Consider the following 19,449-nt stretch of genomic DNA (forward strand, 5'->3'; position numbering starts at 1 on the left):
TAGCTGAAGAGATTCAGATATCCGAGCAGGTAAAGAATGGTCTCCGCCGCTTCAATCATCGACCGTTTTCCGCGTAACAAGCTCTCGCGAGAGGACGGGCCACTCTATCAGCAGCTTGCTGATCTGATTCGCGGAATGATCGTCCGGGGCGACATCGAGGTCGGAACCGACCTGCCCAAGGAGGCGGAGATTGAGGCGCATCTCGGCGTGAGTCTTATCACGGTGCGTCGGGCTCTTCGCGAGCTGGAGGACCTCGGTTTGATCCAGAAACGCTCGGCCAAACCGGCAAAGGTGACGGCAAAGAGCCCGACTGTGCGGGCCGGAACGCGGTATGAATCGCTGGAAGATCTCGTGGCATCGACCAGCGGTACGGTTCTGGTTATCAATTCCTACGCGCTGGAGAAAAGTCCGCTGGCAGAGGCGCATTTTGGCCTCGCGCCGGGCGAGGCGGGCTGGTGTCTGCGCGGCCACCTGTCCAAGGACGGCCAGATCAAGACGCTGATCACCACCTTCTTCCCGCCCGACATCGGCGAGAAGATGAAGGTATCGGATTTCACCGACAAACTGGTCTTCCGAAACCTTCAACGTTGCCTGAGCATCCGGATCGAGCGAGTCCTGGTTACGGCTCGCGCCGAGGTGGCAAGCAAAGCGCAGGCGCGTGAGTTGGGTGTCGCTGCCGGTAGTCCGCTGATGTCGACCGAGATGGTCTATCTCACGGACAAGCAGCGCGCGGTGGAGGTGACGATTACCGCCGCGCCGTCGGAACATTTCGTCCTTTCCTACGACATCCCTCTCGAAGAGAGCTGACGGCCCCCCGCGGAGGGGACCTCCGCTCCGTCGCCGCATTCCTCCTTATCCGCTCGGCCGTGTGGACCGAGCGGACTTACGAAGCCGCTGCAACAGCGGCGCTTACGGCGTCAGCTGTTGCGAAACGATGTTTGTTCGCCTCGCATCAGCGGATGAATTGATCGACAAAATCCGCGCCCAATCCAATGGAATCGTAGTGGGCTCGGCACATGTCGATTTTGGTGAAGACATCTTCGTAGCCGATGTTCTTGCCCCAAGGGTCGACGTAATACATGCAGCCGTTCACGTTGAAGAGCGTGATCATCTCCTCGACGTCTTCATCGACGACCAATGTGTGGGTATCGCCCGGTGGCTCGAATACGTAGCCGCCTTCGGTCGCGATCCAGTCATGTTCAAGATAGCGCCAGCTCCCTTTGATCACATAGCCATGAACCGGGGCAGGGTGACGATGGCGGCTGAGCACGCCAGAGCGTCTCACGCGCAACAGGTTCATCCAGTAACCGGCCGACACATTCAGGCAGAGCGGGCGGAACCAGACATTCTCGGATTGTGGCACCCAGACCCTTTCGTCATCGGGAACGGCGGACGGGACGACCAGATCCGGCCGCATCTCGCGCGGCTGGTCGAACTGATAAGGCATGGTCTTCTGCGTAGCCTCGGCGTTCTCGCCGGGGGCTGCTTTGCTCTGGCTCATGGCATCTCCTCGAGCGGATCAAAAACGATCCAATATTGATGTCCAATATGTAGACATGATTATCATAATGTGGATACTAGCCATGATCAATAGGCCCAATTTTGCGAATTGGGCCGGTTCGGCATCCGACAATCACTCAGGACGTTTTGATGGAAAATCGCGCAAGCTATGACTTCTCGGGCCGTGTTGCGGTGATCACGGGTGGGGGCACAGGCATCGGTGCGGCGATCGCTACGCACTTGCGATCGTATGGTGCGACTGTGATTGTCTGGGACCTCGATCCCGGAGGCCTGCCCGAAGAGCAGGCCATTGCTGTCGATGTATCCGACCCCGTGTCCACGGCCAACGCGGCCGCGGAGACCCTGCGGCGCTATCCGAAGATCGACATTCTGGTCAACAATGCCGGTTATGCGGGGCCCACAGCCAGTCTCGAGGAGTACCCTCTCGACGCCTGGCAGCGCATCATGGATGTCAATCTCGGCGGCGTGTTCCATGTGACGCGGAGCCTGTTGCCGGCGCTGAGAAACGGATCCGGCGGGCGCATCGTCAATATCGCCTCACTGGCCGGTAAAGAAGGCACGCCCAATGCCGGGCCCTACAGCGCAAGCAAGGCAGCCGTGCTGGCATTGACCAAATCGTGGGGCAAGGAGCTTGCGGGCAGCGGGATTCTGGTGAACGCGATTGCTCCAGCTGCGGTCAGGACCAGCTTGCTGGAGCAGATGAGCAAGGAGCATGTCGACACGATGATCGCCAAATCGCCGCTTGGCCGTCTGGGGGAACCGGACGAAGTGGCCGAGATGGTGCTGTGGTTGTGTTCCGGCTCCTGTAGCTTCAACACCGGTGCGATGTTCGACCTTTCCGGCGGTCGGGCAACCTATTGAGCGATCGGCTAAAGCCCCAGCTGCCGGCTCATGTCCTGAGCGATACCTGAGACGCAGTTTTCTATGGCGGTTAGCGCGGTTTCCGGGGCGAGCTCGTCGAAACGATAGCGTGGAAGGCTGAGGCTGACACAACCGAGCACTTGGCCCGATCCGACGATCGCCTTCCCGTAGCAGCAGATGTCGAGTTCGCTTTCCTGCAAGTCGAGGGCGTATGAACGTTCGCGCGTCAGCGCGATTTCGGCATCGAGCTTCTGGTGATCGGTAATGGTATGCGGCGTGAAGGACGAAAGCGCGAGGCCGGCGGTCAGTTCGTGTTGCCGGTCCACCGGCTGCGCGGCGAGCCAGGCCTTGCCGACCGCGCTGGCGTGGAGCGATACTCGGGTTCCAAGCCTTGAGGTCATTCGCACCGCCCGGCGGCTTTCCAGCTTGTCCACATAGACCATTTCCGAACCGGCGTTGATCGCGAGATGGACGGTCTCGTCAAGGTGTTGGTTCAGCTTCTCGATGTGGGGTCGCGCTACCCTGCGCAGTTCAAGTTCGTCCCAACTGCGGTAGGCGAGGCTGATGAGCCGTGATCCAAGCGCCAGACCGCGCATGCCGGCCTGTTCCGCCAGCATCCCTTCCTGCAGCAGCGCCGAGACGATGCGATGCGCGGAGGGGCGGGGTATGCCGGTGGCCTGCGCGATATCGGTGACGCTGACCCGGCCGGGGGCATCCGCAACAAACTGCAGAACGCGGACGAATTTTGAGAAGGATGCGGTGCCGCGAATAGGCTGCTGGTCTTCGGTTGGGGGCACGGCGGGCAATCGGGATTGTCGGTGAGCTGTAGACACGCAGTCTAGTGATGGCGCCACCCCAAGACAAGCTGGCTCGGAAGGCGACCATGTGGCCGACATTGCCCCGAGTCCCAGCCGGTTTTCCCAGATCTACCCGGCGGCGAGAATACGCCCGGGATTCAGGATGTTGCCCGGATCGAGCATTCGCTTGATATCGGCCATCAAGGCAATTTCGGTCGGTGATCGGGTGAGATCCAGATAAGGCTGCTTCAGCCTGCCGATCCCGTGCTCGGCCGAAACCGAGCCACCGAAATCCGCCACGACACCATAAACAGTGTCCGAGACGGCCTTCCGTGTCTCCGGTCCGGACTGTTCGGGCATGACATTGACGTGAAGATTGCAGTCGGCCAGATGGCCGAAAACCACCCATGGCACGCCTGGAAAGGTTTCGCCGATTCTGTGTCGAAGGGCTTCGACCGCGGCTTCCATCCGCTCAAGCGGAATCGAGATATCGAAGCCGATCATGGGCGGGAAGTGGCGACCGTGTTCGTAAACCGACTCGCGCAGACTCCAGAAACTCGCACGATCGGCATCTGATTGTGCAATCACGGCGTCGAGAATCAGACCAGTCTCGAGGTTGGCCGATAAGGCATCGATGAAGCCGTCATCGCCGGTGCCGGGCGCTTCGATCAGAAGGAAAACCCCGTCACCGGCGGGGACCGGGGCTGTCAGGCCCATAGTGCCGGTTGCGATGTCATAGAACTCCCGCCACATCGCCTCGAAGACGAGAAGGCCGGCAGGCAACCGTTTGCCCAACTCGCCGAGAAGTTTCAGCGCGGCGGCCGTATCGGCAACTTTGACCAAGGCGGAATCGATCGATTGCGGCAATGGATGCAGGGCAAATGTGACCTGCGTCACGATACCAAGCGTTCCTTCCGATCCGATGAAAAGCTGGGTCCAGTCATAGCCGGTGTTGTTCTTGAGCATCTTTCCGGGCGTGCTGACGATGCGCCCGTCGGCCAGAACCACCTCCAGTCCGCGTACATTGGCGCGCGTCATGCCATAGCGCAGCACCTGATTTCCGCCGGCATTGGTCGCGACCGTGCCGCCGACAGTGCAACTGCCGCGTGCGCCCAGATCGACACCAAGCAGCAGGCCTGCGTCGTTTGCCGCCTCCTGCGCCATCTGCAACGGTGTTCCTGCCAGCGCCGTGATCGTGCCGCCCAGCAAGTCGACTTCCACTATGCCGACCATGCGTTCGAGCGAAATCGCGATCTCACCTTCGAGGGGATGTGCGCCGCCCGCAAGTCCGGTCATGCCGCCCTGTGGAACCACCGGCCGTCCATGGTCATTGCAAAGGGTCAGAGCGGCGGATACCTCGGCGCTGCTGCGCGGAAGAATCAGGGCCGCCGGGGCAGTGGGCGGCAGACCGGCCGCATCAGCCCAGTTTCGCGAGGGAATCATATCTCCGGTTCGTACCGAATCTTTGCCCAGGGTTGCCTGCAATTCGGCGATCAGGGAATCTTCCACATCAAATCTCCCATTGTTGATAATGGTTTACCGTCGCCGTCCAACGCGACCGGGGCTTATCCGGAAAAATGCACAGCGAAATCTCAATAAGCGATTATAATAGTATACTACAATGCCGAAGTGTGCTAACACCCCACAAATTGGAGGACTGTGCTTCGGCGTGGTACGTGCAAAAGGGAGAAGCGGATGGCCGAGGCCGATGGGGCTCTGATGCCGGGCGCACAGAGTTCAGCTTTGCGTAAAATCACGATGCGTCTGGTCACCGGAGGTGAGGTAGGCGTGATCGCGGCGCTGGTCTTGCTGGCCGGCTTTTTCTGGATGATCGAGCCCGCTTTCATGTCGGCTCGCAATGTTCGTGCGATTCTCAATGTGGTCTCGTTCGTTGGCATCATAGCCATCGGGCAGACGGTTCTGATGGTTTCCGGTGAGTTCGACCTTTCTGTCGGCTCGGTAGCGGGCCTTTCCGCAGTGGTGGCAGCCAAGCTGATGACGGCTTTGGCGTTGCCGGTGCCGATCGCGCTCCTGGGCGGCGTCGGCGTGGGACTTCTCCTGGGCCTGGTCAACGGGCTGGTCGTGGTCAAGCTGGGTATCCCGGCTTTCATCCAGACCCTGGGCGTCCTGTTTGTGGGCCAGGGGCTCATTCAGGTCGTAACCGGTGGCTACCCCGTCTATCCGCTCCCGGAAGCGGTTACCGCCATTGGCCGTACCAATCTTGGTTTTGGCCTTGGCTGGAGTTTTGCCTTTTTCATCATGGCTCTGATCGTCGCGGACACGGTGCTGCGCAGAACCGCGGTCGGCCGCAATCTGTATGCGACCGGTGGCAACAAGGAGGTTGCGAGGCTCGTCGGTATCAACACCGACCGCTACAAGATTGCCTCCTTCATGACGGTTGGCGCATTGGCCGCGGTCGCGGGGATGTTTGTCATGGCCGACATGTCAACCGCGACGACAACGGTTGGTTCGGGCTGGGAGCTTGTGGTTATCGCCGGTGTGGTGGTCGGCGGAGTCTCGCTGTTCGGCGGTGCGGGTACCGTGGTTGGCGGGGTTATCGGAATCCTGCTGCTGCGCGTCGTCCAAAGTGGGCTGGTCATTATCGGTGTCGATGCCAATTGGCAGCAGATCGCGGTGGGCGTGATCATGGTGCTGGCGGTTGGGCTGGACATTCTGCGGCGCCGCTATCTGGCGAGCGGTAACGCGGGATAGGCGGCTGACGCCGCTTCCCAAGAAGGAGGCGCAGCCCATTGGGTTTGCGTGGGTACGACCGCTCGAGAAACGGGCGGCGACAATAGAGAGGAGACATCATGTTGAAATTCAAGGGACTGCCCGGTGTGTTCGGTCGAACCGCACTGACCGGAGTACTGTTGGTATCCGGTCTGGGGCTGGTCGCGCCGGCCGTTGCAGATGATACCGTGCGCCTGCTGTGGGTGCAGCCGATGCGCGGCCATCCGGTTCATCGCCTGATGCAGGCCGGATTTCTAGAGAAATGCGCTGAACTGGAATATGAGTGCGAAGTCGTCGGCGACCCGAGCGCAACCAACTGGGACGTCGCAGCGACGATCCCGCTTGCCGAAGCCGCATTGGCGCGGACCGAATACGATGCAGTCGGCGTTTATGGTCCCGACCCGGCAGTCTATTCCTACATGACGGATCTGGCCGGCGAGGGCCTGCCTGTGGTGACGTGGCATGTTCTGCCGGAAGAGGGCTCGGTTCCCGGCCTTGCGGCCGCTATCGGCGAGGATATCTCCAACGCCGGTTACAATGCCGCGATGGCAATCGGCGAACAGCTTGGCGGCAAGGGAACCGTCGCGCTGACCCAAGGCGCATCGAACGATACCGAGAACACGATGTCGGACGCGTTTCGGGCCACGATTGCCGAGCATTTCCCGGACATTGTTGTCCTGCCAACCGAGATGGAAGGCTTCGATCCGTCGGCCGCGGAATCCAAGGCCGTGGCGATGTTGCTTGCGAACCCGGATGTCGCAGCGGCGTTCGGCACGACGGGCAACTCGATCCAGACCTGGGCATCCGCGTCGCGGAAGGCAGACCGGGATCTGGTCATCATCGGCATGGACTACATTCGCCAGAACCTCGATCTGGTGCGCGACGGTGAGGCCTACGGCCTTGTCGCCCAACCGCTCTACGAGGAAAGTGCGCTTGTAGCGGAACTGCTTGGCCGCCTGGCGCAGGGTGAAGAGGTCGACTACCTGAACCCGCTCCCGGCGCCGGTCATCACCGCGGATGACCTGCAGCCCTATTACGAAATGCTGGACCGCGCGGGTCAGTAAGCCGATCTTCCGGGCGGAGTCTCTCCGCCCGGATTGGCCCAAGGAGAATGCCGTGAGTGCCGACTACGCCATCGAAACCCGTGCCATCTGCAAATCCTTCGCTGGAGTCCAGGCTCTGCGCGGCGTGGACCTGAAGGTCCGTCGAGGCGACATTCACGCGCTTCTGGGTCAGAACGGTGCCGGCAAGTCGACGCTGGTCAAGATCATGAACGGTGTCTATCGCGCCGGTGCCTACGAGGGTAAGATTCTGCTTTCCGGCAAGCCCAGCGCCTTTCGCTCGCCCGATGACGCTCGTGGCGCGGGCATTGGCTATGTTCCTCAGGAAATCGAGGTTCTGGATCAGCTGACCGTCGCGGAAAATGTCTTCGCCGGGCATATGGGCGTTGGCGGGATTGGTGTGAACCGTCCTCTCGTGCTCGAGAAAACGCGCGAGATCTTCTCCGAAATGGGCATCGCCATCAATCCGCGCGCCATAGTCGCCTCGCTCACCGGGGCGCAGCGTCATCTGGTGATGATCGCGCGCACCATCTCTGCCAATCCTGACGTGCTTATGCTGGACGAACCGACATCGTCGCTGTCCGGCCAGGAAGTTACCGCGCTGTTCGCGGTCCTTCGCCGGCTCAAGGCCCAGGGCAAGACCATCATTTACATTACTCACCGGCTTCCCGAAGTGCTGGACCTGTGTGACCATGCCACGGTGTTGCGCGATGGGCGGGTCGGTGATGAATTCGACCGTGCCGAGTTCGATCAGGACAAGTTCATCTTCGCGATGTCGGGCCGCCGCTTGCAGCAATTGTTCCCCGAGCGGACCGATGAGCCGACGGAACACAAAATGCTGGAGGTGGAGGGTTTGAACGTACCCGGGCATACCGGCGCCATTTATGGCGCGCGCGATGTCTCCTTCCACGTTGCCGCCGGCGAGATCGTCGGCCTTGCCGGATTGCTCGGTTCGGGGCGTAGCGAAATCCTGCATGGGATTTATGGCCGAGTACCCGCCACTGGCACGATCAAGGTCGATGGCACTCCGGTCCGGATCGCATCGCCACGGGACGCGCGTGCTGCCGGCATCGCTCTCCTGACGGAGGATCGCAAACATGACGGACTTTTGTTCAACCTCCCGGTCGGGATGAATATAACGATCGGCAATCTTTCCGCGGTCTCCTCCAATTTCTTCGTCGATGGCGATCGCGAGATGGCGGAGATCGAGAGGGCGATGCGCGAGCTGTCGGTCAAGGCGCCGTCGGCCACGTCCTCGGTCGCGCAGCTTTCCGGTGGCAATCAACAGAAGCTCCTTTTTGCACGCGTGCTGATGCGGACGCCGCGCATCCTGCTGCTGGACGAGCCGTCCAAGGGAGTCGACGCCGCGACGCGCGCGGAGATCTATAGGCTGATCGTCGAGTTGGCCGGCAAGGGTGTGGCGCTTCTGATCGTATCTTCGGAGCTGGAGGAATTGATCGGGCTGTGCGATCGTTGTCTGACCGTCGCCGATGGCGAAATCGTTGGCGAGTTCCGGCGCGGTGAGGGCGATGAGGAGCGTGTGATGCGCGAAGTGGCCGAGGCGCAGGCCCGAAATCTGGCAATGGCCATGGAGGCTTGAGCCTTGCTGACTGGCAAGCGCGTTCTTGTAACCGGAGGCGCCACCGGTATCGGTGCGGCGACCTGCCGGCATCTGCTTGAAAATGATGCTCAGGTTGCAGCGGTGGGGCTTGACGGGGTCGCCGGCCGTGCGCTGTCGGCCGAGTTGGACAACGGGTCCTTCCTGTTTCACGAAGCCGATCTGACGCGCGACGCGGATGTTCGCGCCGCCGTTGCTGCAGCAACCGATGCCTTCGGCGGGCTTGACGGTGTGGTCAATGCCGCAGGGATATACCCGACCGGAAAGCGGCTCGAGGATCTTTCCGACGCGGAATGGGACAGGACACTCGCCGTGAACCTGACCGCCGTCTTCCGGGTCTGTCGGGCCTCGCTGCCCCTGTTGCGGGCGGCGGGTGGAGGCTCCGTTGTCAACATTGCTTCGGTTCACGCCGAAGCGACCGTGCCCGGCGTGCCGGCCTACGCCGCGACCAAGGGGGCGATTGCCGCGTTGTCGCGACAGATGGCGCTGGACTATGCGTGCGACCGGATACGGGTCAATTCGGTCATTGTCGGCTCGGTTGCCACGCGGATGACTCTTGACGGGTTGGACGAGGCCGGCGGCGCGGAAGCGGTCGGCCTCAGCTTCTCGCACGACAAGATCGGCAGGATCGCGGAACCGTCCGAGATTGCCGCCGTCATCGCCTTCCTGCTTTCCGACGCGTCGAGTTTCGTGACCGGAAGCGCGGTTCGAGCCGACGGCGGACTGCTTGCCAGACTGCTGCCCTGAACGGACCGGTATGGCGCGACCGGGAGGTGGGTCGTGCCTTCAGCCGCTGCGGAGGACAGAGACGGTCAGAAGCTGCGGCCATAGCCGACACTCCATCCGCCATCGACGGGGAGCAATTGTCCGTTCAGATAGCTGTTAAGCGGATCGCACAGGAACAGGACTGCATTACAGATGTCGTCGATTGTTCCCGCACGGCCTATCGGGGTGTGGCCGATCATCACCGTGTCGCCGGCGCAGGCCGGGTCGCCAATGATGCCGGCTCCTATCCCGTTCACAACCACCTCCGGTGCGAGCGACATGGCCAGGCTTCGCAGCGCGGCCAGAACGGCGGCCATCTCGACCGAATAGTCCGGATGCCGCCGCATCGGAATGGCCGCCACGGCCGACATCAGAAAGACGATACGACCGGAACCAAGGGCCTTCATGGCCAGGCCCGTTTCCCGCGCCTGTACATGCAGTTCCGACCAGTCGAACCCGCCATCCGGAATGAGGGGGAGGGCGACGATCAGCATGTCGGGCAGTTCCGTGTGCCCTCGCGTGACCGTCGCGCCGTTCGCCGACAGCGTTTCGCCCAAAGCTTCGGTTACGCGCGTCTCCGCACCCGCCATAGCCACCAGTTTGCCATCAAGCTCGACTCGCATTTCGGTCTTCATATCGGATATCCTGCGGTCCATCCGCCATCGACGGCGAGCGTCTGGCCGTTCACATAGGCGGCAGCCGGAGAAGCAAGGAAAAGCACGGGCTCGGCGATCTCTTCCGGCGTACCGGGACGGCCCATCGGCACCTGGGCCATGAATTCGGCGGTGCGCCCGGCGAAGGATCCGTCCTCGCTGTAAAACAGGGCGCGTGTGCCTTCGGACAGAACAGAGCCGGGCGCGATCGCGTTCACCAAAATGCCTTGCGGCGCCAGTTCCAGCGCCATCGACCGTGTCAGGTGGATGAGCCCGGCTTTCGCTGCCACGAAAGGGCTTTGCAGGCGCATCGCGGCGAGGCCGACCACCGAGGCGATGTTGATAATCCGTCCGCCCGCGCCCCGCGCCAGCATTGGCGCCAGTGCAGCCTTGCTCATCAGATAGGTGCCATCCAGATCGACCCGCAGGATCCGGTCCCATTCCGCGCGCGGGAAGACGTCGATATTGACCCGATGCGCATGGGTGTTGATGCCGGCATTGTTCACCAGAATGTCGATCTGGCCGAAGTGGTCGAGTATGGCGGCAACGCCCGCGGCGACGGACGCCTCATCGGCGATGTCGATGTGGCAGGCCATCGCGCCGGGCAGGGTGGCAGCGAAAGCCTCGGCGCCGGTTAGGTCGATATCGGCGATCACCACGCGCGCGCCATTGCCGGCCAGTCGCCGCGATATCGCGCGGCCTATCGCCCCGGCCGCGCCGGTGACGATCGCGACCTTTCCTTCAAGATCGATCTCCATCGTGCCCTCCCTAGTTCGCCGAATTATTCCGCAGTGACCACTTGCCTTTGTCGACCGAGCCCGTCGATTCCCAGCTCTACGATATCACCCGATTTTAGATAGCGCGGCGGCGTCATTCCAAGGCCGACGCCCGCCGGCGTGCCGGTCGTGATTATGTCCCCGGGATGGAGGGTGAAGAAGGTGCTGAGATAGGAAATCAGGAACCGCACCCCGTAAATCATGTTGCTCGTGCTGCCGTTTTGCATCGTCTCCCCATTGACCGAAAGCCAGAGTGGCAGATCCTGCGGATCGCCAATCTCGTCCGGTGTCACGAGCCAGGGGCCGATCGGGCCAAAGCTGTCGCAACTTTTTCCCTTTGTCCATTGGCCTGCCCGGTCAGACTGATAGCTGCGTTCGGTAACATCGTTGATCAGACAAAACCCGGCGACATGATCGAGCGCCTCCGCTTCGGTGACATATTTTGCCGCGCGTCCGATCACGACTCCGAGTTCGACCTCCCAATCCGTTTTCTCCGAGCCACGCGGCAGGACAATCGGGTCGTCGGGGCCGGAAATGCTCGACGTGGCTTTCATGAACAATACCGGCTCGGGCGGAACCGCCAGATTGCCTTCGGCGGCGTGGTCGGCATAGTTGAGACCGATACACATGAATTTCCCGGTCTCCGCTACGCAGGGCCCGATCCTGGGATTGCCCTCGACCAGCGGAAGGACGGTCGGATCGAGCGATCCGAATCTGTCGAGATTGGCCAACATCGCCCCATCGATGTCGTCGCAATGCTCCGCCAGGTCGCGGATATTGCCCGCAGCGTCCAGTATTGCGGGCCGTTCGCCGCCCTTCGGGCCATAGCGCAGGAACTTCATTGTTTTCTCCCTTGTCGCGGTCTTGTCGTGCCGCCTGTTTCACTCGGTGCCTTCCAGCACCGCCCATTCGCGATCGCCTGACACCATCACCATTTTGCCGAGTTGCGCGGGGTGCCGCGGTCGTCGTCGGTATTGACGACAACGACCGCGGCGGGCGCCGTGTGCCGGATGCCGAACCGGGGATCGGCGGCGACGCGGCGCTGGGAGGTCAGTGATTGCATGCGAGTCACGTCAGCCGCCTGTGCCGGCGCTGAACCCGCGTCTCGCTGAGTTGCATTGGCGAAGGTCGGCAACCTCCGGGCGTTGAACCTCGCCGCAGCCTGTTCGGATGTCATGGAGCTTCCATTCTCGACATTAAATTATAATAGTATATTATCATGAATGGATCGGGCCAGGTCAAGCGATGCTGCGTCCGTTCGCTTCGCCCGTGGAAATTTCCGAATTGCCATTATGCTATTATACTACTATGTGAGTTTCGAAAGATAGGCGAGGCCTGATCGTCGAAGGAGGAAACTTGGACCAGAGTTCACGTGCGGCTCAGTCGCGGAATGGAAGCCAGGCGAATTTGCCGGCTGCATCCACAATGCTTGGTTTGTTTGAGAAGATGGTGCTCTTGCGCAAGTTTGAGACTGTCGCGCAGGCTGCATGCCGCAAGGGCGAAACGCCGGGCTTCCTGCACCTCTATCTTGGGCAAGAGGCCAGTGCGGTCGGCGTTTGCGCGCATCTTCAACACAGTGACTGGGTGACATCCACCCATCGAGGTCATGGGCACGCGCTGGCCAAGGGCGCTGATCCGGCCGGCGTCATGGCGGAGCTTTTCGGCAAGGTCGACGGGATCTGCGGCGGTCGTGGCGGCACGATGCACCTTTACGACCGCAGCGTCGGGCTCTTCGGCACCAACGGTGTCGTCGGGGCCGGGATCGGTCAGGCTGTCGGTATCGGCCTTGGCGCGCGAGCCCTTGGAACAGATGCGATCGGCGTCACCTTTTTCGGCGACGGGGCCAGCAATCACGGTGCCTTCCACGAGGCGCTGAATTTCGCGGCGATCCAACGGGCTCCGACGATCTTCGTTTGCGAAAACAATCTCTACGCGACAGCGACCCCGTTGAGCGAAACAACGTTGAACACCGACATTGCCAGCAAGGCCGCAAGCTATGGCATGCCCGGCGTTGCGGTTGACGGGAACGATGTGTTTGCCGTCTGGACGGTGATGGCAGAGGCGACGCAACGCGCACGCTCGGGCAAGGGGCCCACGCTGATCGAAACGCGTACCTATCGCACGGTCGGTCACCATGAAGGCGATCCCGTTGCCGGCACCTACCGCTCGCAGGAGGAGATCGACGAATGGAAGGCGCGCGATCCCATCGACCGGTTCCGCAAGAAGTTGATCGAGGAATATCGCATCGCGAGCGTGCAGGAACTGACTGATATCGAGACGCGGATCGACGAGATCATCGACGAGGCGCTGGAATTCGCGCGCCGTTCGCCGATGCCGGATCCAGCGTCGGTCCGCCGTCATGTCTTTGCCGATCCGATCAACCCGCCTGTTGCGCTGGCCGCGCCCGCCGCCGGTGCGAGTCGCGTGCAGGGATGGCTGGAAGCTGTGCGTGACGGCATCGCCGAGGAGATGCGCGCCAATGACGCCATTCTCTATTTTGGCGAGGGCACCGGCGAGCGTGGCGGCAGCTTTGCCCACACCAAGAATCTCTGGGCTGAGTTCGGTGCCGAACGCATGATCGATACTCCGATCTCGGAACAGGCCTTTACGGCGGCGGCCATCGGCGCTTCTGCCATCGGTGCGCGGACCGTGTCCGACGTGATGTTTGCCGATTTTGCTTTCGAGGCAGCGGGGCAGATCCTGTTGCAGGGTGCCAAGCTGCGCTACATGTCGAATGGCGGCATGAACGCGCCTTTTGTGTTGCGCGCTGGAGCGGGTGCTTTGCGCAGTTCGGGTCCGCACCACAGCGGTGCTTACCATCCGATCTTCGCACAAATGCCCGGGCTGATCGTGTGCGTGCCCTCGAATCCGGCCGATGCAAAGGGGTTGATGAAGACCGCGCTGCGTGCTTCGGACCCGGTCGTCATGCTGGAGCCCAAGGCGCTTTACGCATCGAAGGGGGAAGTTCCCGAGGGCGAGCACTACGTCCCCTTTGGCGTCGCGCGGATCGCGCGCGCCGGCCATGACATCACCATTGTCGCCAGCGGCCAGCTGGTTGGTCAGGCGATGAAGGCGGCCGAAACGCTGGCCGCCGCAGGGATCGAGGCTGAAATCATCGATCCTCGCACGATCGTGCCCTTCGATATCGATACCGTGGTGGAGAGCGTGCGCAAGACCCACCGCTTGCTTGTCGTGGACGAAGCCTGGGCCATGTGCGGCATGGGCGGCGAGATCGCCCAGGCGATCAACGAACTGGCCTTCGACGAGTTGGACGCGCCGCCGGGACGGCTTCACACGCTGCCGGTGTCGCATCCCTTCGCGCCGGTTCTCGAACAGGCGATGCTGGTCAACGCTGAGCGGATCGTCGAGGCGGCGCAAGGCATAGTCGACGGCCTGCCACCGGTGCCCGATCACTGGATGGGGCAGGGGAGCGGCCGTCCGGTTGCCGCGCCTGCGCCGATCGCTTCGCCCTCGGCTCCCCCGTCGGTGGCTCCGGAGACTCCCGCGCCGGCAAATGCCGGAAAGGACGGAGAGGAAGACATCCTGATGCCGTTTGGAGATCTCACGGTCAGCGAGGGGACGCTGGTCCGTTGGGTCAAGGGGCTTGGCGATACGGTAACCAGTGGAGAACTCGTTGCTGAAATCGAGACCGACAAGGCGGTGGTCGAGATCGAGGCTCCGGTCTCGGGCAAGGTCACTTCAATTGAGGCCGAGGTTGGTCAGGTCATTCCGATGGGTGGTCGAATCGGCGGGATTTCGGCATGATTCCTGCGATTGTGCGGCAGAAAGCCTCGCCCTATGCGCGCAAGCTCGCGAAGGAGCGTTCGCTGGCGCTCGACGCGATCATCGGCACGGGCCCATTCGGCCGGATTGTTGCCGCCGATGTGCTGAACGCGCCCGATGAACCGGCCGTAAGAACCGCTGGGCCCGGGCCTGCGCGTATTCCTTCAGCCTTTGCGGCGCAGATAGATCTCACCTCGCTGCGTCGGTTCATCGATGATGTCGATGCAGCGGGCCTGGCGTTGTCGATCGAGGATATCGCTCTACGCGCGGCGGGGCGGGCGTTGGCCGAACTCGACTTGTCCGACGCCATGGCCAACCGCGATCTGGCGCTTGAATCCGGTGGTCGGCAGATACGCCTTGCAATGTCCCGTGATCACTCTGTCGGGGTTCAGAGGCAGGCACGCCTTGAGGCACTCGACAGCGAGCGAGATGACGCAGAGGCCGAGGCGATTCTGTCGGTCCAGTTCCTTGAGGCTGGTCGGGTCTCGCCCGTGCTCATGCCGTTGTTGCCGGGGCGTGCCCTTCGGCTTCGGCTCAACATAGTCGCGGGCGGTGAAGCGCTTGCGGCGCTCCTCTGTGCCGATCCCGATGTGTTGCCCGACGAAGCCGCAGTGGCCTTTCTCGACAGTTTCACCAATGCCATGGAAGAGCCGTTGAGGCTCTTGGCCTAAGCGGCCTCGGCCATGGCGGTGGCCGTCTTCCACAGGCGCATCGATTTGGATGCCGCTACGGGCCTCCCGAAATAATCGGCAGCAGGCCGGATTTAGAGGCATATCGCGTCCGTGAGAGTCGGGACAAGGATCCCGCTCACCCCGCATTTGAGCGTGGCTTCAAGTGCGCCGGATTGACCGCGCCGGTCTCAGGCATTGGCCGTCGACCGAATCTGGCGTTTTCGGGCAGTACCATCTTGCCGCCGCGCTTTATGACAATCTGTGCAAGCCATGCTACAGACCCGTCTTTGCGAGGTAGCCCATAGCGGCACGACATGTGTTGTATGTTCCAAGCAAGAAGGCACGAAATTAACCGATACGAGGCGTCGGTAAAAATCAGAGATATGGATTGAGTATTGGAAGACGAAAGGAAATCGCCGATTAGCGCATCCCAGCGTCTCGCCATCGCGCCCATGATGGATTGGACGGATCGGCATTGTCGGTATTTTCATCGCCAGCTCACGCGGCGGGCGTTGCTTTATACCGAGATGGTCGTGGCGGATGCGGTGATCCATGGCGTTCGGGAGCGCCTGCTCGGTTATGACGCGGCCGAGCATCCGGTTGCGCTGCAGCTGGGTGGCAGCGATCCGGAGAAGCTGGCGGAAGCGGTGAGGATCGCGGCGGGGTTCGGCTATGACGAGATCAATCTCAATGTCGGCTGTCCGTCGGATCGTGTCCAGTCGGGAACGTTCGGCGCCTGCCTGATGTTGCAGCCGGCGCTTGTCGCGCGCTGTGTCGAGGCGATGAAAGAGGCCGCGCCCGCAGGGCAGCAGGTGACCGTTAAATGCCGTATCGGCGTCGATGAGCAGGACCCGGAAACGTCGTTGTTCGATCTGGCGCGACAGGTCGCCGATGCGGGTACGGATGCGATCTGGGTGCACGCCCGCAAGGCGTGGCTGGAGGGCCTGAGCCCGAAGGAGAACCGGGATATCCCGCCGCTGGACTATAACCTCGTCTATCGCCTGAAGGCCGATTATCCCAGCCTTTTCATCGGGATAAATGGCGGTATTCAGGATTTGAATCAGGCGATCGAGCATCTCCGGCATGTTGACGGCGTCATGCTGGGCCGCGCGGCCTATCACAATCCTGGTCTGCTGATCGACGCGGACACCGCGATTTACGGCGAAGCCGGCGCTTCGGTCGATCTGCACTGCGTCGTGCTGACGATGGCCGACTATATCGACCGGCATGTCGCCAAGGGCGGAAAGGCGAACCATGTGACGCGCCATATGGTCGGACTGTTCCACGGCATGCCCGGCGCGCGAGGCTGGCGCCAGCACCTTTCGACGCAAGCCGTCCTGCCGGGTGCGGACGGTCAGGTTTTGCGCGACGCGCTGGAAAAGATCACCGCGGTTCAACGTGCGGCGGCCTGACGGCGCCGTGGCTTGCCAAGCTCCCTGAAACCGGTCATCTGGCAGTATTCTTGGCCGTATTTCTGGCTGCGGGGGCGAATTCCGGAATGGGTGACGTGACGATCATGGAAGTGGCGGGGCTGCTGCTGGCTCTCGCCGGTGCGGGACTGGTGGCCGGTGTCCTCGCGGGCCTTTTCGGCATTGGAGGCGGTGCTGTTCTGGTGCCGATCTTCTACCAGGCCTTCGGCATTGTCGGTGTCGAGGATTCGCTGCGCATGCATTTGTCGGTCGGCACTTCGCTCGCCATCATCGTTCCAACATCCATCCGATCCTTCCTGTCGCATCGAGCCAAAGGCGCGGTCGATATGGAGCTGCTGAAGAGCTACGTCTTTGCGATTCCGACCGGCGTGCTGCTCGCCACGCTTGTTTTCGCATCGATATCCGGCAGCGGCTTGCGCATCGTCTTTGCGGTCATCTCGATTCTCGTCGGGCTTCGCCTGATCCTGAACCGGCCGGGCTGGCGGATCGGCGACGATCTGCCGAGCGGTGTCGCGCGCTTCGGTATCGGCGCGATCATCGGTTTCCTGTCGACGCTGATGGGCATCGGCGGCGGCGTGCTCAACAACACCTTCATGACGCTTTTCAACCGGCCTATCCACCAGGCGGTGGCGACGTCGGCCGGTGTCGGTGTGCTGATATCCATTCCCGGTTTTATCGGTTCGATCTGGGCCGGATGGGGCGAGGCGGGGCTTCCGTTTCTCTCGACGGGCTTCGTCAACTGGCTCGCCGTCGCGCTGATCATCCCGATCACGCTTCTCGTCGCGCCGCTCGGCGTGCGTCTGGCGCACGGGCTGAAGAAGCGTCAGCTCGAGGTCAGTTTCGGCATCTTCATGTTCGTGGTCGCGGCGCGGTTCTTCTACAGCGTGCTGTAGGTCGGGTCAGTTCCGCAGGATCATGCGGTCGCGCTGGAACTCGAAGGACGACAACGTGTCGAGGAAGTTCATGCCGAGTAGGTTCGAGGCGAGCTGATTGTCACGGGCAACCAACGCGATCATGTTCTGCCGCCCGATCCCGCCAATCACGATCTCCACATCCGAGATGCGCGCCGCCATGGTCACGCCGTTCGCGGTCGAGACGGGGATCCGGAAGTCGAGCGTGTCGGGATCGTAACCGGCCTTGCGCGCGTTCGTTTCCGTCAGCACGACCGTCGAAGCGCCGGTGTCGATCATGAAGGGTTGCCGCTCGCCATTGACGGTGCCGAGAACCTCGAAATGGCGGCCGCTTCTGTTCACGGTGACCGACAGGTCGCCATTGACGTCTTCCATCGTCACAGGTTTTCCCGGCAACAGGCCGGAGGTAACACGGCTTGCCGTTTCCTGCAGTTCGAAGCGGTATTCGTAGCCGACGACCAGCATGACGAGGACAGCGATCCAGATGCCGGCCTGGCGCGCCATGGCACCGAAGCGCTGGCCGGAGGCGAACAGCGCCGCGGCAATCACCGTTCCAAGCAGGCCGAGATAGACCGTGCCGGCGAACTGGTCGTCGGTCATCGGGCCGATCGTGCCGTCATTGCCGTTGAAGACGAGGATCAGCAGCGCGGTGCCGAGAATGCCGAAGATGACGAATGCGAAGGCGTTCATTGCTCAACTTTCTCCGGACGGATTATCCGCGCGTTCGCGGGCAAGCCTCTTGCGGCGTGTTTCGCGGCGCGGCTTGCGTTCCACCGTCTCCAGCCGCCCGGCCAGTTCTGCCATGATATCGCGGCGCTTTTCCGGCGGGTACAGCGTCCACTGGGCGATTTCGTCGCGCGTGCGTCCGCATCCGAAGCAATAGCCGGTTTTCAGATCGATCGAGCAGACCAGTATGCAGGGCGATTCCATGACGCTCCCGGTGGTTTCCGATGTTCTCAGGTGGGGATCGAAACGCCGAGGGCAAGACCTGTCAGCAAGGCGATCTCGACGATTTGCTGGCACGCGCCCAGCGTATCGCCGGTGTGGCCGCCGATCAGGCGCTTGCACAGGCGCGAAAATACCTGAAGGGCCACAAGGGCCAGAAGCAGCGCGGCGGCGGCGTTGACGATGCCCGTCGTCATCGTCGCCAGCACCGCGAAGATGACGAGACCAAGGACCGCCGCGGTGCTCACGGCGCGTTCGTCAGGCGCGCCGGCATCGTGTGCCACTCCGCTTCCGCGCGCGTTCGGCAGGCTTGCCCAGAACCAGACCATCGCGGCGCGCGAGCAGGCCGCGATGGCGATCATCGAGAGGCCTGCGAAAAACGCGCCATGCGCCGCCGTGATCGCCGCCAGGCCGGCCACGCGCAGGAGCAGGCTTCCGGCAATGGCGATCGCGCCATAGGTGCCGATGCGCGAATCCTTCATGATCTCGAGGCGCTCTGCCTTGGCGTGTCCGCCCGCGAAGCCGTCCGCAACATCGGCGAGGCCGTCCTCGTGCAGCGCGCCTGTCACTGCCACAAGCGCGAGCGTTGCATAGGCGGCCGCCATGAAGGCCGTCATTCCAAGCGATCCGAGGAATACCAGCAGCAAGGCGGGCGCGGCCGCGATCAGCGCTCCGGCGAGCGGGAAGGCGCGCGTCTCCTCGCGCATGCCATTGTCGGGCGCATTGTCGAAATAGCGTGCGGAAACCGGAAGACGGCTGAGGAAGGCGACGGCGCGCATGATCTCCCCCACAAGTGCGGTCGCGTGGTCCCGGATGTCCGGCATGGAAAATTCCTTCGCGTTTCGGCGAGCTGGTGTCGCTTGCAGTGCGCCGTCGTGTATAGGGCAAGGGCATTACACGTGCCACAGCAATCCCAACGGAGCATGA

General features: G+C 62.2%; 20 protein-coding genes. 10 read left to right on the top strand and 10 right to left on the bottom strand.

What is annotated here, in order from left to right; all coding sequences use genetic code 11:
• The first annotated feature begins 36 nt into the window (after positions 1 to 36).
• Positions 37 to 807 carry a GntR family transcriptional regulator gene (locus ACQK2M_RS12450; protein WP_223475152.1) on the top strand — a complete coding sequence of 257 codons (771 nt, stop codon included), beginning with the start codon at positions 37 to 39 and terminating at the stop codon, positions 805 to 807.
• A gap of 145 nt (positions 808 to 952) precedes the next feature.
• Here ACQK2M_RS12450 and ACQK2M_RS12455 read toward each other — a convergent pair whose 3' ends face one another.
• Complete coding sequence (locus ACQK2M_RS12455) at positions 953 to 1,501, bottom strand: 2,4'-dihydroxyacetophenone dioxygenase family protein (protein ID WP_425418076.1); 549 nt, start codon at positions 1,499 to 1,501, stop codon at positions 953 to 955.
• Between the two features lie 149 nt (positions 1,502 to 1,650).
• Between ACQK2M_RS12455 and ACQK2M_RS12460 the strand changes: the two genes are divergently transcribed.
• Complete coding sequence (locus tag ACQK2M_RS12460; RefSeq protein ID WP_425418077.1) at positions 1,651 to 2,382, top strand: SDR family NAD(P)-dependent oxidoreductase; 732 nt, start codon at positions 1,651 to 1,653, stop codon at positions 2,380 to 2,382.
• 8 nt (positions 2,383 to 2,390) lie between these two features.
• Here ACQK2M_RS12460 and ACQK2M_RS12465 read toward each other — a convergent pair whose 3' ends face one another.
• Together ACQK2M_RS12465 and ACQK2M_RS12470 are read right to left on the bottom strand one after the other, a co-directional pair.
• Complete coding sequence (locus tag ACQK2M_RS12465; protein WP_425418078.1) at positions 2,391 to 3,179, bottom strand: IclR family transcriptional regulator; 789 nt, start codon at positions 3,177 to 3,179, stop codon at positions 2,391 to 2,393.
• A gap of 129 nt (positions 3,180 to 3,308) precedes the next feature.
• Positions 3,309 to 4,622 (bottom strand): FAD-binding oxidoreductase, encoded by a 1,314-nt coding sequence (locus ACQK2M_RS12470; RefSeq protein WP_425418079.1) that lies wholly within the window; start codon positions 4,620 to 4,622, stop codon positions 3,309 to 3,311.
• A 252-nt stretch (positions 4,623 to 4,874) separates the two neighbouring features.
• Between ACQK2M_RS12470 and ACQK2M_RS12475 the strand changes: the two genes are divergently transcribed.
• The 4 genes from ACQK2M_RS12475 to ACQK2M_RS12490 all read left to right on the top strand — a co-directional run bounded on the left by ACQK2M_RS12475 (position 4,875) and on the right by ACQK2M_RS12490 (position 9,335).
• Complete coding sequence (locus ACQK2M_RS12475) at positions 4,875 to 5,891, top strand: ABC transporter permease (protein ID WP_223475147.1); 1,017 nt, start codon at positions 4,875 to 4,877, stop codon at positions 5,889 to 5,891.
• Between the two features lie 98 nt (positions 5,892 to 5,989).
• Positions 5,990 to 6,973: a sugar ABC transporter substrate-binding protein gene (locus ACQK2M_RS12480; protein ID WP_223475146.1), complete on the top strand. Its 984-nt coding sequence runs from the start codon at positions 5,990 to 5,992 to the stop codon at positions 6,971 to 6,973.
• 52 nt (positions 6,974 to 7,025) lie between these two features.
• On the top strand, positions 7,026 to 8,570 hold the full coding sequence (locus ACQK2M_RS12485) for a sugar ABC transporter ATP-binding protein (RefSeq protein ID WP_425418080.1): 1,545 nt from the start codon (positions 7,026 to 7,028) through the stop codon (positions 8,568 to 8,570).
• A gap of 3 nt (positions 8,571 to 8,573) precedes the next feature.
• Positions 8,574 to 9,335: an SDR family NAD(P)-dependent oxidoreductase gene (locus tag ACQK2M_RS12490; protein ID WP_425418081.1), complete on the top strand. Its 762-nt coding sequence runs from the start codon at positions 8,574 to 8,576 to the stop codon at positions 9,333 to 9,335.
• A gap of 65 nt (positions 9,336 to 9,400) precedes the next feature.
• Here the strand turns inward: ACQK2M_RS12490 and ACQK2M_RS12495 are convergent, their stop codons facing one another.
• The 4 genes from ACQK2M_RS12495 to ACQK2M_RS12510 form a co-directional block, all read right to left on the bottom strand.
• Complete coding sequence (locus tag ACQK2M_RS12495; protein WP_425418082.1) at positions 9,401 to 9,988, bottom strand: SDR family NAD(P)-dependent oxidoreductase; 588 nt, start codon at positions 9,986 to 9,988, stop codon at positions 9,401 to 9,403.
• On the bottom strand, positions 9,985 to 10,764 hold the full coding sequence (locus ACQK2M_RS12500; RefSeq protein WP_425418083.1) for an SDR family NAD(P)-dependent oxidoreductase: 780 nt from the start codon (positions 10,762 to 10,764) through the stop codon (positions 9,985 to 9,987). Before ACQK2M_RS12500 ends, ACQK2M_RS12495 begins: the two co-directional genes overlap by 4 nt.
• Before the next feature lie 23 nt (positions 10,765 to 10,787).
• A complete protein-coding gene (locus ACQK2M_RS12505) occupies positions 10,788 to 11,624 on the bottom strand; it encodes a fumarylacetoacetate hydrolase family protein (RefSeq protein WP_425418084.1) in 837 nt (278 codons plus the stop codon).
• 86 nt (positions 11,625 to 11,710) lie between these two features.
• Complete coding sequence (locus ACQK2M_RS12510) at positions 11,711 to 11,959, bottom strand: hypothetical protein (RefSeq protein WP_425418085.1); 249 nt, start codon at positions 11,957 to 11,959, stop codon at positions 11,711 to 11,713.
• Between the two features lie 248 nt (positions 11,960 to 12,207).
• On the opposite strand from ACQK2M_RS12510, the gene ACQK2M_RS12515 reads away from it, so the two are divergent.
• The 4 genes from ACQK2M_RS12515 to ACQK2M_RS12530 all read left to right on the top strand — a co-directional run bounded on the left by ACQK2M_RS12515 (position 12,208) and on the right by ACQK2M_RS12530 (position 17,559).
• Positions 12,208 to 14,547, top strand: coding sequence for a thiamine pyrophosphate-dependent enzyme (locus ACQK2M_RS12515; RefSeq protein WP_425418086.1), 2,340 nt, complete (start codon positions 12,208 to 12,210; stop codon positions 14,545 to 14,547).
• Positions 14,544 to 15,236 (top strand): E3 binding domain-containing protein, encoded by a 693-nt coding sequence (locus ACQK2M_RS12520; RefSeq protein WP_425418087.1) that lies wholly within the window; start codon positions 14,544 to 14,546, stop codon positions 15,234 to 15,236. Before ACQK2M_RS12515 ends, ACQK2M_RS12520 begins: the two co-directional genes overlap by 4 nt.
• Positions 15,237 to 15,688: 452 nt before the next feature.
• Positions 15,689 to 16,648 (top strand): tRNA dihydrouridine(20/20a) synthase DusA, encoded by a 960-nt coding sequence (gene dusA, locus ACQK2M_RS12525; protein WP_425420033.1) that lies wholly within the window; start codon positions 15,689 to 15,691, stop codon positions 16,646 to 16,648.
• Positions 16,649 to 16,734: 86 nt separating this feature from the next.
• The gene (locus ACQK2M_RS12530) at positions 16,735 to 17,559 is read left to right on the top strand and encodes a sulfite exporter TauE/SafE family protein (RefSeq protein ID WP_425418088.1); all 825 of its coding nucleotides are present in this window, start codon (positions 16,735 to 16,737) and stop codon (positions 17,557 to 17,559) included.
• A 6-nt stretch (positions 17,560 to 17,565) separates the two neighbouring features.
• Here the strand turns inward: ACQK2M_RS12530 and ACQK2M_RS12535 are convergent, their stop codons facing one another.
• The 3 genes from ACQK2M_RS12535 to cobS are packed head-to-tail and all read right to left on the bottom strand — an operon-like array spanning position 17,566 to position 19,346.
• Positions 17,566 to 18,267 (bottom strand): TIGR02281 family clan AA aspartic protease, encoded by a 702-nt coding sequence (locus tag ACQK2M_RS12535; RefSeq protein WP_425418089.1) that lies wholly within the window; start codon positions 18,265 to 18,267, stop codon positions 17,566 to 17,568.
• Between the two features lie 3 nt (positions 18,268 to 18,270).
• On the bottom strand, positions 18,271 to 18,507 hold the full coding sequence (locus ACQK2M_RS12540) for a DUF1289 domain-containing protein (protein ID WP_425418090.1): 237 nt from the start codon (positions 18,505 to 18,507) through the stop codon (positions 18,271 to 18,273).
• Between the two features lie 26 nt (positions 18,508 to 18,533).
• Complete coding sequence (gene cobS, locus ACQK2M_RS12545) at positions 18,534 to 19,346, bottom strand: adenosylcobinamide-GDP ribazoletransferase (RefSeq protein WP_425418091.1); 813 nt, start codon at positions 19,344 to 19,346, stop codon at positions 18,534 to 18,536.
• Between the last annotated feature and the right edge of the window lie 103 nt (positions 19,347 to 19,449).

Origin of the sequence: Oricola indica (assembly GCF_965227485.1) — a bacterium.
Lineage (GTDB): Bacteria > Pseudomonadota > Alphaproteobacteria > Rhizobiales > Rhizobiaceae > Oricola > Oricola indica.

What these genes read in the sequence shown, in the direction of transcription:
- ACQK2M_RS12540 (WP_425418090.1), bottom strand. Translation starts at nt 18,507, where the DNA reads ATGGAATCGCCCTGCATACTGGTCTGCTCGATCGATCTGAAAACCGGC.
- dusA (WP_425420033.1), top strand. Translation starts at nt 15,689, where the DNA reads ATGATGGATTGGACGGATCGGCATTGTCGGTATTTTCATCGCCAGCTC.
- ACQK2M_RS12510 (WP_425418085.1), bottom strand. Translation starts at nt 11,959, where the DNA reads ATGACATCCGAACAGGCTGCGGCGAGGTTCAACGCCCGGAGGTTGCCG.
- ACQK2M_RS12530 (WP_425418088.1), top strand. Translation starts at nt 16,735, where the DNA reads ATGGGTGACGTGACGATCATGGAAGTGGCGGGGCTGCTGCTGGCTCTC.
- ACQK2M_RS12470 (WP_425418079.1), bottom strand. Translation starts at nt 4,622, where the DNA reads ATGATTCCCTCGCGAAACTGGGCTGATGCGGCCGGTCTGCCGCCCACT.
- ACQK2M_RS12450 (WP_223475152.1), top strand. Translation starts at nt 37, where the DNA reads ATGGTCTCCGCCGCTTCAATCATCGACCGTTTTCCGCGTAACAAGCTC.
- ACQK2M_RS12505 (WP_425418084.1), bottom strand. Translation starts at nt 11,624, where the DNA reads ATGAAGTTCCTGCGCTATGGCCCGAAGGGCGGCGAACGGCCCGCAATA.
- ACQK2M_RS12520 (WP_425418087.1), top strand. Translation starts at nt 14,544, where the DNA reads ATGATTCCTGCGATTGTGCGGCAGAAAGCCTCGCCCTATGCGCGCAAG.
- ACQK2M_RS12495 (WP_425418082.1), bottom strand. Translation starts at nt 9,988, where the DNA reads ATGAAGACCGAAATGCGAGTCGAGCTTGATGGCAAACTGGTGGCTATG.
- cobS (WP_425418091.1), bottom strand. Translation starts at nt 19,346, where the DNA reads ATGCCGGACATCCGGGACCACGCGACCGCACTTGTGGGGGAGATCATG.
- ACQK2M_RS12480 (WP_223475146.1), top strand. Translation starts at nt 5,990, where the DNA reads ATGTTGAAATTCAAGGGACTGCCCGGTGTGTTCGGTCGAACCGCACTG.
- ACQK2M_RS12475 (WP_223475147.1), top strand. Translation starts at nt 4,875, where the DNA reads ATGGCCGAGGCCGATGGGGCTCTGATGCCGGGCGCACAGAGTTCAGCT.
- ACQK2M_RS12460 (WP_425418077.1), top strand. Translation starts at nt 1,651, where the DNA reads ATGGAAAATCGCGCAAGCTATGACTTCTCGGGCCGTGTTGCGGTGATC.
- ACQK2M_RS12515 (WP_425418086.1), top strand. Translation starts at nt 12,208, where the DNA reads ATGCTTGGTTTGTTTGAGAAGATGGTGCTCTTGCGCAAGTTTGAGACT.
- ACQK2M_RS12500 (WP_425418083.1), bottom strand. Translation starts at nt 10,764, where the DNA reads ATGGAGATCGATCTTGAAGGAAAGGTCGCGATCGTCACCGGCGCGGCC.
- ACQK2M_RS12455 (WP_425418076.1), bottom strand. Translation starts at nt 1,501, where the DNA reads ATGAGCCAGAGCAAAGCAGCCCCCGGCGAGAACGCCGAGGCTACGCAG.
- ACQK2M_RS12535 (WP_425418089.1), bottom strand. Translation starts at nt 18,267, where the DNA reads ATGAACGCCTTCGCATTCGTCATCTTCGGCATTCTCGGCACCGCGCTG.